Raw genomic sequence first — 15,374 nt, forward strand, 5'->3', positions numbered from 1 at the left:
CTCCGGTACGGCCAGTCTTGGTGTTAGGTCAGGCGTCGCGCTTGTTGACGACGGCGATGCTGATTCCGAAAACCACCAGCACAAATGCTGCGAAGTAGAACAGGCTTCCCCAAGGGCCCCAATGGAAATTGGTGCTCGAACCCGACGAGAGGAAGTGGTCGGCGTTGGCGAACGGGAGGAACGGTGTGACGTTTCTACCGAAGGATCCGAACATGCCGAACAGGCTCTCGATGAGCAGCGGCCAGAGCAGGAGCAATGCAATAGCGCCGGCAGATTGACGGAGGAGTGCTCCGACGGCGATGGCAAGGACAACGCAGAGGAAGGCGAAGATCGGTACGCCGTAGACGGCGCGCCAGGCATCGGCGTTGTCGAGTGCCAGATTGGTGGAACCTTCAGAGCCTGCAGCAGCTTTGGTGATGAATACCGCGCCGAGCATGAGAACGAAGGACAGCGCCGCGCCGAAGGCGCCGATCAGGCCGGCTTTGGCGATCAGGACCGAAGCCCGGCTCGGGATGGCCTGGAAGGTGGTGCGGATGATGCCGAAGCGGTATTCGCTGGTAATCGCGAGGGCCGCCATGATCATCAGGACCATGACGCCGAAGCCGGAAACTCCTAGTCCCGCTTCATTGAACGTGGGGAGGAACTTCTCGAAATCAGGAGTTCCTGATGCGGCTTCGTCGTTGTACGCCTGAATGCTCGAACTCGACGAACGCCCGATCATCCAGGCGACGCCCAACCCTAGGACGATGATTGTGATCGTGCACCACAGCGGCGACTTGGTCGTGGTGATCTTGATACGTTCTGCACTGAGAACAGCCATTACAGTGCACCTCCCATAGCGTGCTGTGTGTTTGTGTGGTGGGCTCCGGCACCCGGATCGATACCGGATGCGTGGTATTGGACATCGTCTCCGGTCAACTTCATGAACGCGTCCTCGAGCGAACCCTGCTGGGACGCCAACTCGTGCAACACGATTCCCTGCGAACCAGCCAGACCGCCGATCACATCAGTCGTCGAATCCACCACCACCAACGCCGGCGCAACACCGGAACCGTCCTCACGCACCGTCAACCCCTGCGAGAGCAACACACTGCGCAACGCATCGAGCTGAGGACTGCGCACCCGCACCGTCGACTCCGACGAACGATCCACGAACTCCGCCACCGTCGAATCCGAAATCAACCGACCCCGGCCGATCACCACCAACTGCTCCGCCGTCAATGCCATCTCCGACAGGAGGTGACTCGACACCAGCACCGTGCGGCCCTCGGCCGCCAACCGCTGCATGAACTTACGAATCCAGACGATGCCCTCCGGATCGAGACCGTTGACCGGCTCGTCGAACAACAACACCTTCGGATCGCCCAACAACGCACCCGCCAACCCGAGACGCTGCGACATACCGAGCGAGAACCCGCCGGCCTTCTTGCCCGCCACCTCGGACAATCCGACCAACCCGAGCACCTCGTCGACGCGGGACTTCGGGATCCCGTTCGAAGCAGCCATCCACTGCAGATGCGCCCGCGCACTGCGATTGGGGTGCACCCACTTCGCATCCAACAACGCGCCGACAGTCCGCAGCGGCGTCTTGAGCTCGCGGTACGGCTTGCCGTCGATCAACGCCGCACCCGACGTCGGCTGATCCAAACCCAGGATCATCCGCATCGTCGTCGACTTACCCGCACCGTTCGGGCCCAGGAAGCCCGTTACGATGCCCGGTTTGACCGTGAACGACAAATCGTCCACCGCTTTCGTCGGTCCGTAAACCTTGGTCAATCCCCTCAGTTCAATCATGATGAGAACTGTGCCCTACGGCGCTGACCAGCACATCGGTCCGGAGGATGACATGGACCCTGAGATGTGGAGACGGCAGTTCAGGGAAAACCCTGTCCTCGACCGGAAGTCGGAACTGCCGCGGCATGAGGGTAGGGCGCATCGAAGTCGCCGTCGAACAATCGCCAGTAGAAGTCGTTCATTCTCGCAGCGGCGGGCGCGTGCCGGGTCAAGATCGCGGCCACCTCCGGTGCCACATCACCTGGGACATGACCTGTGGCGCATCGTCGTACGTACTGGTTGCGGGCGACTGGTCCGCCGTGTTTCGGTCTCGGCACTCCGCAGACTTCGGTGACCAGCCAGTTGACCAGAAGCATGGCGGCGTAGTCGGCGTCATGGGTGGCATGGCGCCGGACGAAGTCATGTTCGGTAGTCGACAGGTCGAAGTGTGGGGATGTGGCCAGTCCGAAGTCGGTGAGGTAGATCCGCTCCATATCGGTGCGCATGTTGCCGAAATGGCCGTCCATGTGCAGCAACTGTCGATCGCGTAAGAACGCCACGATCTCCGAAAACTGTCGCTCGACTTCGGCAGCTTTGGCGGCCGGGTTGTCTTGCAGCCAATCCGAGATCGGGTGTGCGATGTACTCGCAGAACAGTACGAGGCTGCACGGCGCAGTGGCGAGTGCTTCGAGGCGGACCCGCGCTTCACTACTGGCGCAGGCGGTGGGAACGGAAGCGATGTCGGCGTGTTCGAGTGCAACCGGCGATCGACCGGGCAGCACCCGCCAGTGGTAAAGCATTGGGAACGACTGTGTTTCGCCGGCCAGAACGGCCTCTGTGACCATGACGTTCGCGGCCAGCTCTCGCCAGGCGTTGAAGCTCGGGCCCCCAATGCCGTACTGGCAGAACGTCGGCAAGTCGAAATGGTTGGAAGTAGAGCCCACGTCGGCGAGTTCCTGTTCGGTCAGTGGGATGCGTTTGGTGAAGACCGGAACGCTGTCGAACCTGTTTTCGCAGACACCGACGAGTCCTGCGGCGCCGCCCACGCCTACGCTCGAGACTCGAGCGGTGTCGACCAGTCGGGCCAGTTCGACATCGTTCCGGGAAGACAGGAATGCTGATAGTTTCCGGTGGCGGTCAATCCTGACGTCCGTCATTCCGCGACTGTGCCACAGGCTCGTCCGGCTTCGATTTCGCGGAGCCGTCTGTCGAAGTCACCGATTCTGGCGGTGTCCTCGTAGTAGTCCTCCTGCTCGACGATTCTTCCCCACTTGGTTCGAACGAGAAGCACTGTTCGATTTTGATAGATGACGGCGCCGTCCGGGCCACGGGCTCGGTCGTCGAATCGGGCGAGCAGTGTCATGCGCCAGAGCGGACCACCGAAATACGCTTCGGTGACCGCGCCTTGAAGCCCCGCGTCGACAAATTCCTGGAGAAACGTCTCGATTTGGTCCCGTCCGGCATGCACTCCTGCCCACCGATGATCACCCTCGGCGAATCTGAGCACCGCGTGGTGGTGATAGGAATTCAACAGCGGCCGGTAATTGCCGGAATTGAGTGCACGTACGTCGCGTCGGAACTTGAAGATGAGTGCTTTGCGCAGAAGTGATCGCGAGACGATCGCCGTTCCGAAGCCCGCCGCGAACCATCGTTTCATCTTCGAAGCTTGTCGTGGCATCGAATGCCCTGTCAACGAAATGCCGAGGTCTGCTGATATCTGACAGAGAATTGGATATTGACAGTGACTGTCACAATAGGTGAGACTCGCATTATCGAGAATGGCCGGATCTCGGCCGAGGCGGGAGGACGTTGCTGATGTCACTACGGGAGAGACAACGGTTGCAGGTGCGAGCAGACATTCAACGTGCGGCATTCGATCTGTTCGCGCGTGACGGTTTCGAGGATGTGACCACCGAGCAGATTGCGGCAGCAGCGGGGGTGTCGGCGAGTACGTACTTCCGGCACGTTCGTAACAAAGAGGATCTGCTGTTGGACCAGGTCAGGCAGGGCGGTGCCGGGATCGTGACACTGCTCGAGGATCGCCCGGCATCTGAGTCGGCTGATCTTGCGATCTCGCGGGCAATCCTCGAGCGTTCCAATGCTTTCGAGTCCGCGGAGATCGATCAGTGGCGAGCAGCGTTCCGCACCGCGCCGCACCTGATGGATCGAGTCGCGCTGATCGCGCCCGAGCATCGTGATCGGTTGGTGGAGTTGGTGGCACAACGAATGCAACTCGATCCTGAAAATGACAGCCGACCAGGACTACTCGTTCACTTGATGTTGGCGGCGGCGGAGTTCGGCTATCGGCAATGGATACGTAACCCCCAGAAGCGTGGGGCATCACTTCCCGTGTGCGTCGAGGGGGCACTCGACGCGGTTCAGGGATCCCGGTGGCGCACGCAGGATGACGATGACATGAAAGGTCGTGACCAGTGATGAACGAGAACTCTCGAAACTCCGAGCTCTCGGTAGTGGATGTACCAGCGGTGGATGTGATCGTTGTGGGATCGGGGGCTGCCGGCATGTCCGCAGCCATCACTGCAGCCCGCAACGGACTCTCGACAATTCTCGTGGAGAAGTCGGAGTACTGGGGCGGTTCGTCGTCCCGGTCCGGGGGCGGAGTGTGGATTCCGGGAAACTCGATACTTCGCCGCGAGGCGCCGGCGGATGATATCGACTCTGCGCGAACATATCTGAAGAGCATTGTCGGAGAGGATGCAGACACCGACCGTATCGACACGTATATCGATCGAGGCCCGGAAGCCCTCGATTTCCTGATTCGGCACTCTGCACTCGAGCTCGAATGGGTGAAGGGTTACTCCGACTACTTTCCCGAGGCACCTGGCGGACTTGCAAGCGGCCGCTCGTGCGAGCCGCGCCCGTTCGACGCGCGAGCTCTGGGCGACGATCTCGCGACCCTTCATCCGCCGTACATGAAGGTGCCGCTCAACATGGTTGTCCAACAATCTGATTACCGTTGGCTGAGCACGGGGGTTCGGCATTGGCGGGGGCCGGTGCGAATGCTTCGGGTGGGAATGAGATCCCTGGTCGCAAAAGCTCGGAAGAAGAAGCTGATCGGGCTCGGGCCGGCGCTCATGGCGGAACTGATGCTCGGAGTTCGGGACGCCGGAGTGACGGTCGAGCTCGGAACGAGGCTTGTGGATTTGGTTGCCGACAATGATCGTGTCGTGGGTGCGCGACTCGAGTCCGGGGGAGTGCAGAGAACCATGCACGCTCGATGCGGTGTCATCCTCGCGTGCGGCGGGTTCGACAACAACGACGACATGCGAGGCGAGTATCAGCGCCGGCCGAGTAGTGCGCAGTGGACTCTCGGGGCACCGACCAATACCGGAGACGGTATCCGTGCAGCTCTACGCGTCGACGCGGCAATTTCGTACATGGACGACGCGTGGTGGGCCCCGTCGATTCCGCTACCCAAAGGCCCGTGGTTCGCCTTGGCGGAACGCTCGTTGCCTCGAAGCCTGATGGTCAACGCCAGCGGTCAGCGCTTCATGAACGAGTCGCTTCCCTACGTCGAAGCCGCGCACGCCATGTTCGGCGGAAAGTACGGCCGAGGTGAAGGACCCGCTGAAAACATCCCCGCTTGGCTGATCTTCGATCAGACGTACCGTGACCGTTATCTGTTCGCGGGAGTGCCGGCGCGCAGGCCGATACCTCGGTCGTGGATCGAATCGGGTGCGATCGTGCGAGCTGGATCGATTGCCGAACTCGCTGCCGAGATCGGAGTGCCGGGCGATGCGCTGTCCGCCACCATCACACGATTCAACAGTCACGCGCGCGACGGAGTCGATCGCGACTTCGGCCGTGGGACAAGCAGATACGACCACTACTACGGCGACTGCACCAACAAGCCCAACCCCAGCCTCGGAGAACTCACGAAGGGTCCGTTCTATGCCGCGAAGATGGTGCCCGGAGACCTGGGCACCAAGGGCGGCATCAACACGGACGCTCGCGCGCGAGCGTTGCGCGCCGACGCTTCGGTCATCGACGGGCTCTACGCAGCGGGTAATACCAGCTCGCCGGTCATGGGTCATACCTATGCCGGTCCAGGTGCAACTATCGGTCCCGCAATGGTTTTCGGATATCTGGCCGCGCTCGATGCGGTCGGACGATCCCATGACGGTCGTGAACTCGACACCGAAGCCAGGAATAATGGTTTGGCAGATCGCCGTGGGTAGGGTTCCCTTGAGAGCGTGACCCACCTCAACATCGCCGACGTCGACTACTTCCTTCCTGATGGTCGACAACTGCTCAGCGGTGTCAGCTTTCGGGTCGGAAACGGTGCAAAAACTGCACTGATCGGGCCCAACGGGACTGGTAAGACGACATTGCTTCGCATTGTCGCCGGAGACGCCGTCGCTGACGAGGGAGCTGTCACTCGATCCGGAACACTGGGCGTGATGCGGCAATTCGTCGGCCAGGTTCGCGACGAGTCCACCGTGCGCGATCTTTTGTTGTCCGTCTCTCCGGCGCGGATCCGGGATGCAGCACTGGCGCTCGATACGGCAGAAAACGCGATGATCGAGCGCGACGAGGAATCAACTCAAATGAAGTATTCGCATGCGCTGGCCGATTGGGCCGATGTGGGCGGCTACGAGACCGAAGACTTCTGGGACAAGGTCACAACCGCGGCTCTCGGTGTTCCTTATGACCGTGCGAAGTGGCGCGCGGCCAACTCGCTCAGCGGTGGCGAGCAGAAACGGTTGGTTCTCGAAGCACTCTTCGCTGGGCCCGACGACGCACTCCTGCTGGACGAGCCGGACAACTACCTCGATGTTCCGGGCAAGCGATGGCTGGAAAAGACGATCTCGGAATCGTCGAAAGTGGTTTTGTTCGTCAGCCACGACCGTGAACTGATCGCCAACGCGGCCACCCACATCGTGACGCTCGAGCCCGGAATCAGCGGCGCAACGTCGTGGACCCACGGCGCTGGGCTGGCCAGCTACCACCAGGCCCGCGAAGATCGGAACGCTCGATTCGAAGAACTGCGTCGACGCTGGGACGAGGAGCACGCGAAACTGCGTGCCCTGGTTCTGCGATTGCGTGAAAAGGCCAAGTTCAACGACGGCGTCGCTGCGCGGTATCACGCCTCGCAAACCAGGTTGGCGAAGTTCGAGGAGGCAGGGCCACCCGAAGCGATTCCACTTCAGCAGAAGGTGACAGTTCGGCTGGCGGGCGGGCGAACCGCCAAGCGCGCGTTGGTATGTCAGGATCTCGAGCTGACCGGATTGATGAAGCCTTTCGACACCGAGATCTGGTACGGAGATCGGGTTGCCGTGCTGGGCTCCAATGGATCCGGGAAGTCACATTTCCTTCGTCTCTTGGCGGGTGGTGGGACCGATCCGGGGACCGAGCATCTGCCCGTCGAGGCGCTCGACATCGCGCCGGTCGAGCACGGGGGTACTGCGACGCTGGGTGCCCGGGTACGTCCCGGATTGTTTGCGCAGACCCATTCCAGGCCTGATCTGACCGGGAACACGCTGCTCGAGATCCTGCACATGGGCGACGAACACCGAAACGGAATGGGGCGTGAAGCGGCGAGCCGCGCGCTCGACCGTTACGGATTGTCCCAAGCAGCCGAACAGAAGTACGACGACCTGTCCGGCGGACAGCAGGCGCGCCTGCAGATTCTGCTCCTCGAGCTTTCCGGCGCCACGATGTTGCTGCTCGACGAGCCGACCGACAACCTCGACCTTCATTCGGCTGACGCGCTCGAACAGGGCATCGCACAGTTTGCCGGCACCGTCATCTCGGTAACCCACGATCGTTGGTTCGCGCGCGGGTTCGACAGGTTCCTGGTATTCGGATCGGACGGGAACGTGTACGAGAGCGAGTCTCCGGTGTGGGACGAGGCCAGGGTCGAACGAGCGCGCTGAGATCGAGTAGCCGCTTGCTATCTGGGGAGTGGCGGCAACTCGTTGATCATCGCGCGCAGGAGGCCCGGATCGCTGCGATCCGATCGAGGTGGGGGACAGCGCGAAAGATCGAGCAGTGTCGGGAAGCCCTACAGAACGCGACCTGGATCCACCCTGTCCACCGCCGAGTACCAGTGGGTGAGCGGCTCGGCGAGCGTCGCGTGAAGCTCGAAATGCCGTCGTCGGCGGCTGGGGTCTCCTTCGCGCTGCAGTCGAAGTTGCTTCGGTGACGGTATCGAGATGACGGTCAGATCCGCGAGACCCAGTTCGAGGCGCGTAAAAGCCGTCTCGACTGCCTCGAGCTCGTACTCGAATCGCTCCCGAGGTGCGGCGCCCACCGCGGCGAGACACCAGCTGTAGTGCAGTTTCAGCGGGTCGCTGTCGCAGAGCGCGATCCCGGTTCTCGATTCGAGTTCTTCCGCTTGCGACCATCGCTTCGAATTGACCGTTGCCCAGTAACTTGCCTGGACGTCGAGATCCGTGCCGTCCGGCTCGCGCCCCGTGGGCTGATACTCGGCGACGAATCCTTCCGCTGCGGTTTGTCCACCGAGTTGGGTTCGGCACCAGGTGGTCTTGCCGGCGGCGCTGGGTCCTTCTACTGCGACGATCACAAGTTCATTCTCCATAATGATTGGGGCGGTTGGTTTTTGCTCGTTGCCAGGACTCTCCTAACATTTGAACGGGGCTGTTTTGCGTTCCGACACGCCCGTTTCGGTGCGGTGGGTCACAAAATCGCAGTGACGGTTGCCACATAACGGACGGATAACGATCGGTATGGTTGAAGCTCGAATCAACTAGTTGACCTGTGGTTATTTCTTGAATCTCGACTGAATCTGGTACGGCAGTGCCGGAAAACTGCCCCGTGACCAATCCGTGACCATCGCCTACGGTCGTTGACAGCCCGAAACTACCGGGCAAACACCGACCCGCAACTGCGTGCTTCTGCCCCGCGGGTCCGGTACTCCCGAAACCTTCGCGGGGCAGGAGTGAAACAGGCGAGTCGATCGACGAGACGTGAAAGCGTCCGGGCCGACCTCGTCCGCGGTAGCGGAGAGGATTTACCCAATGACCAGCATCACCTTCAAGCGCGCCCTCGGCGCAGTTGCAACCGCAGGCGCAGTCGTCGCAATCCCGCTCGCCATGAGCACCGGCACCGCTTCGGCAGCCGGCCACGACTGGTCCGGAGTCGCAAACTGCGAGTCCTCCGGTAACTGGGCCGCCAACACCGGAAACGGCTTCTACGGCGGACTGCAGTTCACGCAGAGCACCTGGAACGCATTCGGTGGATCGGGCAACGCTGCCAACGCCAGCCAGTCTGAGCAGATCCGTGTCGCCGAGAACGTTCTCGCAGGCCAGGGCGTCGGCGCATGGCCCGTCTGCGGTCAGTACCTGACCACCGGCACCACCGCAGGAAACTACGAGGCCGCAGCAGCCCCCGTCACCGCTGAGGCTTCCGTCGAGTCGGCTCCGGCAGCAAGCACCGGAAGCGGCAACTACGTGGTCAAGGCAGGCGACACCCTGTCGAAGATCGCTGCTGCACACGGCATCTCGCTCGAGAACCTCGCCAGCCAGGTCCCGAACATCAACCTGATCTTCCCGGGACAGTCCCTCTCGGTCTAGTCTCGTGGCCGTTTAGGTCCTCATTGCGTCGAAATTGTCCGGAGCTGATGCAGCCCCGGACAATTTCGGCGTTTCTGCGTTCGCAATGAGCTCTGCCGCTTCCGTGTGGATGGGATCGAGATCCTGGCGCCACCCCAGAATGTGCAGTGCCGACCCGGCGATGACGGCGGCGTTGGGGAGCGGGGTGCCTTCGAGTGCGTCGGCTCGCGCGCTGATCACGCTTTCCACCAGGCGAAACGGAAGCTCGGCCAGGTGAGTTGATGCTGGATCGTCAATCGCGTCGAGCACTGCCTGGGCGAGGGCCCGGTATTGCTCGCGAAGCCGATCGCGATCGGCTCGGAACGACATGAACCTGTCGCTTCTCAGTTCCGGTAAGAGATAGAGGACGCCGAGGTTCCACCGTCCGGTGATCAGTTGGGCCGCGTCGATGTACGAAAGCGCGTACAGCTTCACCTCGGGTGAGGTGCCGAGTGGCCTGAGATTCTCCGCGAAGTCGAGCGCCGGAGTCACGGTGTCGGCGAGCAGTGCAACCAGGATGTCGTCCTTGGTGGCGAAATGGTTGTACAGCGACGCCTGACGCATTCCGACTGCTTCGGCGATGTGGCGTGTCGACGTCGCGGCGAAGCCTCGGGTGGTGAACAGTTCAGCGGCTGCATCCAAGATCTCCGCCCGGGCAGTCCCACCCGGGCGTCGGCGAGCGGTCAGGCGGGGTCGTCCGGGGCCGGCGTTGGTCACGCCTTCCATAGTGGCAGGCTCTGGCCTTACATGCGGGGTGGCCGTCGCTGTGAGCATTCGGTCACGTGCTCGAAACGTACTCAACGAGCCTGTTACAGAATCAGGCGAATCGTATACGCGGGCGTCACCTGCGGCGAGTGGATTTCGCGAAAACTATCAATCGACAGTTATTCGCCTCTGAATCGCTTCGCCGAAGGAGTACGCCGTTGAGTGCAACCACCCCGGCTGCGCAGCCCACCACCGCATCCGCACTCGCCTCTTCGCCTCACGACGACGGTGACCTCGCGGAGTTCGGCTACGAGCAGCAGCTGCATCGATCGCTGGGAAAGTTCGCGTCGTTCGCCGCGGGCTTCTCCTTCGTTTCCATCCTGACCACGATCTTCCAATTGTTCGGCCTCGGTTTCGGTTTCGCGGGTCCGGCGTTCTTCTGGACCTGGCCCGTCGTCTTCATCGGTCAGTTCATGGTTGCTCTCAACTTCGCGGAACTTGCTGCCAGATATCCGATTTCGGGCGCCATCTACCAGTGGTCGCGGCGGATGGGTGGTGAAATCGTCGGCTGGTTCGCGGGTTGGTTCATGATTCTCGCTCAGATCGTCACCGCGTCGGCCGCCGCGATCGCCTTGCAGGTCGTGCTCCCGAATGTGTGGAGCGGGTTCCAGATCATCGGTGAGGACAGTGCACTCACCTCCTCGAGCGGTGCTGCCAATGCCGTGCTGCTCGGATCGGTACTTCTGGTTCTGACCACCTTCATCAACTGCATCGGCGTCAACTGGATGTCGCGTATCAACAACATCGGCGTGACCTGCGAAATCGTCGGTGTCATCGCGGTGATCGGGATGTTCTTCACCCACGCTCAGCGCGGACCGGACGTCGTCCTCGACACCGGCAGTGCCGGCGGTCAGCCCGGATACGCCTGGGCGTGGATCATGTCCGGACTGATGGCTGCCTACGTCATGGTCGGCTTCGGTTCGGCAGGCGAACTGGCCGAGGAGACCCGCAACCCCCGACGCGTCGCACCTCGTACGATCCGCCTTGCACTCTCCGCTTCCGCGCTCGGCGGTGGCTTGATGATCCTCGGCGCGTTGATGGCAGCGCCCTCACTGACCGACGGACGCCTGGCCACGGAAGGTTTGCCGTACGTACTGACCTCTATTCTGAGTTCGCCGTGGGGCACGGTCTTGTTGATCGACGTCTCGATCGCAGTGTTCGTGTGCACCTTGGCCATTCAGACTGCTGCTTCACGGCTGATGTTCTCCATGGCCCGCGACGGGCGGCTGCCTGCCTCGCAGGTACTGGCAAAGGTCAACCCCCGCACCGGAACACCTATCGCGCCGTCCGTCCTCATCGGTCTGGTCTGCATTGCCGTCCTGGCCGTCAACGTGGGCAACTCGGCAATTTTCGCAACCCTGTCCAGCGTATGCATCATCTTGATCTACTTGGCCTACCTCATGGTGACCGTGCCGCTGCTGGTTCAGCGTCTCAAGGGATGGCCTCGCACGGCAGTCGGCCCCAAGTTCGACGCCGAAGGCAAAAAGCTTTTCTCCCTGGGCATCTGGGGAGTTCCGGTCAACATCGCCGCGGTTGTGTACGGCGCGCTGATGGTGATCAACCTGTCCTGGCCACGAGCCGAGATCTTCAACCCTACGGGGGAGTACCCCATTCTGCAGTGGGCCGCGCCCATCACGGTAGCGCTGGTCGTGGGGCTGGGAGTCGCTTGCTTCCCACGTGGCCGCGCCACCCCGAATCCCGTCACGATCGGAGCCTGACCATGAGTACTCAGACCACCGCCGGAGCGCGTGAGCATGCCCGTTCTCAAGCCGGAACGATCACCGATTCCATGCCGGTGTTGCCGGCCACCCGCTGGCCGAACCCGCCCGACGACGTCGCTCCCGAACGTCTGACCTGGGCTGAAACAGTGCCGGGTGGGCGATACACGACAAAGGTTCTCGCCCGTGGAACCCGATTGCGACTTCGCGACATCGTCGGCAGCGCCTGTGCAAACATCTTGCTCTACCGCGCCGACGCCCCCTGGGAGCGTCTCAACGTCGCCGATACCGTCAAGGTGCCATGGCAGGCCTATCTCGGTGTCGGGCACCCGTTGCTCTCCGATCAGGGGCGAGTACTCGCGACGGTGGTCGCCGACACGTCGGGTCACCACGACGCGTTCTGCGGAACGACGTCACGCGCTACCAACGAGGCGAAGTACGGGCAGGGTTCGCTGCACAGTGCCTCACCCGCCGGTCGTGAACTGTTCACCGTCGCTGCCGCGAAGAACGGACTCGGGCCGCAGGACATAGCGCCACCGTTGTCCTTCTTCCATGGTGTCCGCGTCGAGGCCGACGGCGCTCTCACCAGTACGGGTTCCGCCGGCGCCGGCGCGACGGTCGACCTTCTGATCCACCTGCCGGTCATCGTGATGATCGCCAACACCGCGCACCCACTCGATCCGGCGCTGGAGTTTCCCACCACGTCCCTCGAAGTGCTCGCGTGGAACGCGGCCGACGAACTCGGCAGCCTTGACGATCTCGGGCCGGAATACCAACGCGCAGTGCTCAATACCGAAGATGCCTGGACGGCTTCGAACCTGGAGGAGATCGCATGACCACCACCTTGGATGTCCCCGCCCTCGTTCCCGGAACGGTGATCCTCGACGAGATTGCTGACGCGTTCGGGCCGTGGTCCGCAGTTGTCCGCGCCGGCGACGTCCTGACCATCGTCGATCTGCACGGAAATCAAGCCGTCGACACACTCGTCTACGCCAGTGACGATCACAGCGTTCGGTACTCGGCAGCAGCGACGGTCACAGCGCAGCAGAATCTGTTTCTGACCACAGGATCCGTGCTCCGCAGTGACGACGGAACTCCACTCATGACCCTGGTCGCGGACGAGGTCGGAAACCACGACACCGTCGGCGGAGCGTGCTCACAGGAATCGAACACCCTGCGATACGGCCACCACACCAAGCATCAGCACGCGTGCGTCGAGAACTTCCTCGTCGAGGGCGCAAAATGGGGGCTCGGCAAGCGGGACCTGGTGTCCAACATCAACTTCTTCATGAACGTCCCGGTCGACCCCGACGGCACACTCGGAATCGTCGACGGACTGTCTGCGCCAGGCAAGCGGCTCGCGTTGCGTGCCGAACGCGACGCGCTCGTCCTCGTGTCCAACTGCCCGCAGATCAACAACCCGTGCAACGGCTTCGATCCGACGGCCGTCCGCATGATCGTCACACGGCCGGAGGCAGACGAATGAACGCAAAACTGACCATCGTGCGTCCCGGAATGTTGACGACGGTTCAGGACTATCCAGGGCGCGTCGGGTACTGGCAGATCGGTGTCCCACCGTCGGGCCCGATGGACGACCTGTCGTTTCGGTTGGGAAACACCGCACTCGGAAATCCCGAAGGCGCACCCGGCATCGAATGCGCGATGGCCGGACCTGCGATGACGTTCGACGAGGACACCACGGTGTGCGTCACGGGCGCTCCGGTGTCTGTGACCGTCGACGGCATCGCCCACGGTCAGTGGCGTCCTGTTTTCGTCCCCGCTGGAGCGGTGCTCGACGTCGGGACGCTCAGCGGCCCAGGACTGCGCATCTACGTACTCGTACAGGGCGGAATCGAGACCGACGACTATCTCGGCAGTGCGTCGACCTTCACCCTGGGCAGGTTCGGTGGACACGAAGGTAGGACTTTGCGGGCGGGGGACGTTCTCAAACTCGGACAGGCGACCGGGGCAGCGGGAGGTGTTCCCGCCGAGCATGTTCCGGCGATACACACGTGCTGGGAACTTGCGGTGACCGAGGGCCCGCACGGGGCGCCGGAGTTCTTCACCCGCTCCGACATCGACACGCTGTACGCGACCGAGTACGAGGTCCACTTCAACTCCGACCGCACCGGAGTCCGGTTGATCGGTCCGAAACCTGACTGGGCCAGAACCACCGGCGGCGAAGCGGGACTTCACCCTTCGAACATCCACGACAACGCGTATTCGATCGGTGCACTCGACTTCACCGGCGACACGCCCATCCTCCTCGGACCCGACGGACCGAGCCTCGGCGGCTTCGTCTGCCCGATCACGGTGGTGTCTGCTGATCGCTGGAAGCTTGGACAGTTGGCTCCCGGGAACAAGATTCGCTTCGTGCCGGTCCGCGCCGACCGGGCAGCCTCCCGCCGTGACCTCGGAGTATCGCGTCGAGCGTCCAATTCGGTTGTGCATTCCTCCGGTGGTGACGGCGACGACGGCGTCATAGCCCGCCGTGACGGCGACACCGCGGTCACGTACCGGCGCTCAGGCGATGACAATGTGTTGGTCGAATACGGCGACATGAATCTCGACCTGGCGTTACGTGCGCGTGCACATGCACTGCATCAGCGACTCGAAGCCGAGAAGCCGGCCGGACTACTCGATCTCACCCCGGGAATCCGTAGCCTGCAGGTCCGCGTCGACCCAGACGTGCTGCCCGTCGGCAAACTGATGGGAATGCTCGCCGAGGCGGAGGACACCTTGCCTGCGGCCAACGAACTCGTTGTGCCCAGTCGCACTGTGCGGATGCCACTGTCGTGGGACGACCCGGCTACGCGCGAAGCGATCCAGCGGTACATGCACGGAGTGCGCGCGGACGCGCCGTGGTGCCCGTGGAACATCGAGTTCATCCGCCGGATGAACGGTCTCGAATCCGTGAACGACGTATTCGACACCGTTTTCGGCGCCGAATACATGGTGCTCGGACTCGGTGACGTCTACCTCGGAGCTCCGGTCGCGACGCCGCTCGACCCACGTCATCGCCTTGTCACGACCAAGTACAACCCCGCCCGCACCTGGACCCCCGAAAACGCCGTCGGGATCGGTGGGGCTTACCTCTGCATCTACGGCATGGAAGGCCCAGGTGGGTACCAGTTCGTCGGACGTACGACGCAGGTGTGGAATCACCGTCACCCCGCGAAGTCGGGCCCGTTCGAGGAGGGCACTCCCTGGTTGCTGCGATTTTTCGACCGGATCTCCTGGTACCCCGTCGAGCCGGAAGAGCTGATGGATCTGCGCGCGGACACTGCGGCCGGCCGCGGCGGGGGAGTCGAGATCGAGGACGGCAGCTTCTCGCTGGCCGAGCATCAGGAGTTCCTTGCGTCGAACTCGCGCTCGATCGAGGAGTTCCGCGCGATGCAGTCCGTCGCATTCGGAGCCGAGCGTCAGCGCTGGTCCGACGCGGGAGAGTTCGCGCTGCCCGGTTGATGGTCGAGTGAGCACCCTTTTCTTCGAGTGAGCACCGCTTCCAGAGTGTCGGAAGCGGTGCTCACTCAGCAGTAACGGT

At 62.5% G+C, this 15,374-nt stretch carries 13 protein-coding genes and 1 pseudogene; 8 read left to right on the forward strand and 6 right to left on the reverse strand.

The window, feature by feature from the left end; translation table 11 throughout:
- Positions 1-28: 28 nt before the first annotated feature.
- From RE4_RS10100 to RE4_RS31565, 4 genes are all read right to left on the reverse strand, one after another.
- Positions 29-820: an ABC-2 transporter permease gene (locus RE4_RS10100; protein WP_019748317.1), complete on the reverse strand. Its 792-nt coding sequence runs from the start codon at positions 818-820 to the stop codon at positions 29-31.
- Entirely contained in the window at positions 820-1,794 is a 975-nt protein-coding gene (locus RE4_RS10105) for an ABC transporter ATP-binding protein (protein ID WP_060938522.1), read from the reverse strand. The genes RE4_RS10100 and RE4_RS10105 overlap by 1 nt, the downstream gene beginning before the upstream one ends.
- 80 nt (positions 1,795-1,874) lie before the next feature.
- Positions 1,875-2,930 carry a BUD32 family EKC/KEOPS complex subunit gene (locus RE4_RS10110; protein WP_060938523.1) on the reverse strand — a complete coding sequence of 352 codons (1,056 nt, stop codon included), beginning with the start codon at positions 2,928-2,930 and terminating at the stop codon, positions 1,875-1,877.
- Entirely contained in the window at positions 2,927-3,430 is a 504-nt protein-coding gene (locus tag RE4_RS31565) for a nuclear transport factor 2-like protein (protein WP_230091149.1), read from the reverse strand. The genes RE4_RS10110 and RE4_RS31565 overlap by 4 nt, the downstream gene beginning before the upstream one ends.
- Positions 3,431-3,588: 158 nt before the next feature.
- Here RE4_RS31565 and RE4_RS10120 point away from each other — a divergent pair, with 158 nt between their 5' ends.
- Genes RE4_RS10120 through RE4_RS10130 form a run of 3 tightly spaced genes read left to right on the forward strand, consistent with a single transcriptional unit; the run spans position 3,589 to position 7,670 of the window.
- A complete protein-coding gene (locus RE4_RS10120) occupies positions 3,589-4,209 on the forward strand; it encodes a TetR/AcrR family transcriptional regulator (RefSeq protein WP_060938590.1) in 621 nt (206 codons plus the stop codon).
- A complete protein-coding gene (gene kstD, locus RE4_RS10125) occupies positions 4,209-5,972 on the forward strand; it encodes a 3-oxosteroid 1-dehydrogenase (protein ID WP_060938524.1) in 1,764 nt (587 codons plus the stop codon). Before RE4_RS10120 ends, kstD begins: the two co-directional genes overlap by 1 nt.
- Before the next feature lie 15 nt (positions 5,973-5,987).
- On the forward strand, positions 5,988-7,670 hold the full coding sequence (locus tag RE4_RS10130) for an ATP-binding cassette domain-containing protein (RefSeq protein WP_020969548.1): 1,683 nt from the start codon (positions 5,988-5,990) through the stop codon (positions 7,668-7,670).
- Between the two features lie 17 nt (positions 7,671-7,687).
- Here the strand turns inward: RE4_RS10130 and RE4_RS10135 are convergent.
- Positions 7,688-8,335: pseudogene (locus RE4_RS10135) on the reverse strand (hypothetical protein).
- Positions 8,336-8,774: 439 nt separating this feature from the next.
- On the opposite strand from RE4_RS10135, the gene RE4_RS10140 reads away from it, so the two are divergent.
- Positions 8,775-9,329 (forward strand): LysM peptidoglycan-binding domain-containing protein, encoded by a 555-nt coding sequence (locus RE4_RS10140; RefSeq protein ID WP_019748325.1) that lies wholly within the window; start codon positions 8,775-8,777, stop codon positions 9,327-9,329.
- 12 nt (positions 9,330-9,341) lie between these two features.
- On the opposite strand, the gene RE4_RS10145 is transcribed toward RE4_RS10140, so the two are convergent.
- Positions 9,342-10,073 (reverse strand): TetR/AcrR family transcriptional regulator, encoded by a 732-nt coding sequence (locus tag RE4_RS10145; RefSeq protein WP_060938525.1) that lies wholly within the window; start codon positions 10,071-10,073, stop codon positions 9,342-9,344.
- A gap of 197 nt (positions 10,074-10,270) precedes the next feature.
- Between RE4_RS10145 and RE4_RS10150 the strand changes: the two genes are divergently transcribed.
- Genes RE4_RS10150 through RE4_RS10165 form a run of 4 tightly spaced genes read left to right on the forward strand, consistent with a single transcriptional unit; the run spans position 10,271 to position 15,295 of the window.
- Complete coding sequence (locus RE4_RS10150; RefSeq protein WP_020907661.1) at positions 10,271-11,830, forward strand: amino acid permease; 1,560 nt, start codon at positions 10,271-10,273, stop codon at positions 11,828-11,830.
- Positions 11,831-11,832: 2 nt separating this feature from the next.
- Positions 11,833-12,666, forward strand: a complete 834-nt coding sequence (locus tag RE4_RS10155; RefSeq protein WP_047888372.1) for an urea amidolyase associated protein UAAP1 — start codon at positions 11,833-11,835, stop codon at positions 12,664-12,666.
- A complete protein-coding gene (locus RE4_RS10160; protein ID WP_060938526.1) occupies positions 12,663-13,316 on the forward strand; it encodes an urea amidolyase associated protein UAAP2 in 654 nt (217 codons plus the stop codon). The genes RE4_RS10155 and RE4_RS10160 overlap by 4 nt, the downstream gene beginning before the upstream one ends.
- Complete coding sequence (locus RE4_RS10165) at positions 13,313-15,295, forward strand: 5-oxoprolinase/urea amidolyase family protein (protein WP_060938527.1); 1,983 nt, start codon at positions 13,313-13,315, stop codon at positions 15,293-15,295. Before RE4_RS10160 ends, RE4_RS10165 begins: the two co-directional genes overlap by 4 nt.
- The last annotated feature ends 79 nt before the right edge of the window (positions 15,296-15,374 follow it).

Origin of the sequence: Rhodococcus erythropolis NBRC 15567, from assembly GCF_001552595.1 — a bacterium.
GTDB lineage: Bacteria > Actinomycetota > Actinomycetes > Mycobacteriales > Mycobacteriaceae > Rhodococcus_F > Rhodococcus_F erythropolis.

What these genes read in the sequence shown, in the direction of transcription:
- RE4_RS31565 (WP_230091149.1), bottom strand. Translation starts at nt 3,430, where the DNA reads ATGAAACGATGGTTCGCGGCGGGCTTCGGAACGGCGATCGTCTCGCGA.
- RE4_RS10160 (WP_060938526.1), top strand. Translation starts at nt 12,663, where the DNA reads ATGACCACCACCTTGGATGTCCCCGCCCTCGTTCCCGGAACGGTGATC.
- RE4_RS10155 (WP_047888372.1), top strand. Translation starts at nt 11,833, where the DNA reads ATGAGTACTCAGACCACCGCCGGAGCGCGTGAGCATGCCCGTTCTCAA.
- kstD (WP_060938524.1), top strand. Translation starts at nt 4,209, where the DNA reads ATGAACGAGAACTCTCGAAACTCCGAGCTCTCGGTAGTGGATGTACCA.
- RE4_RS10110 (WP_060938523.1), bottom strand. Translation starts at nt 2,930, where the DNA reads ATGACGGACGTCAGGATTGACCGCCACCGGAAACTATCAGCATTCCTG.
- RE4_RS10100 (WP_019748317.1), bottom strand. Translation starts at nt 820, where the DNA reads ATGGCTGTTCTCAGTGCAGAACGTATCAAGATCACCACGACCAAGTCG.
- RE4_RS10145 (WP_060938525.1), bottom strand. Translation starts at nt 10,073, where the DNA reads ATGGAAGGCGTGACCAACGCCGGCCCCGGACGACCCCGCCTGACCGCT.
- RE4_RS10105 (WP_060938522.1), bottom strand. Translation starts at nt 1,794, where the DNA reads ATGATTGAACTGAGGGGATTGACCAAGGTTTACGGACCGACGAAAGCG.
- RE4_RS10120 (WP_060938590.1), top strand. Translation starts at nt 3,589, where the DNA reads ATGTCACTACGGGAGAGACAACGGTTGCAGGTGCGAGCAGACATTCAA.
- RE4_RS10165 (WP_060938527.1), top strand. Translation starts at nt 13,313, where the DNA reads ATGAACGCAAAACTGACCATCGTGCGTCCCGGAATGTTGACGACGGTT.
- RE4_RS10140 (WP_019748325.1), top strand. Translation starts at nt 8,775, where the DNA reads ATGACCAGCATCACCTTCAAGCGCGCCCTCGGCGCAGTTGCAACCGCA.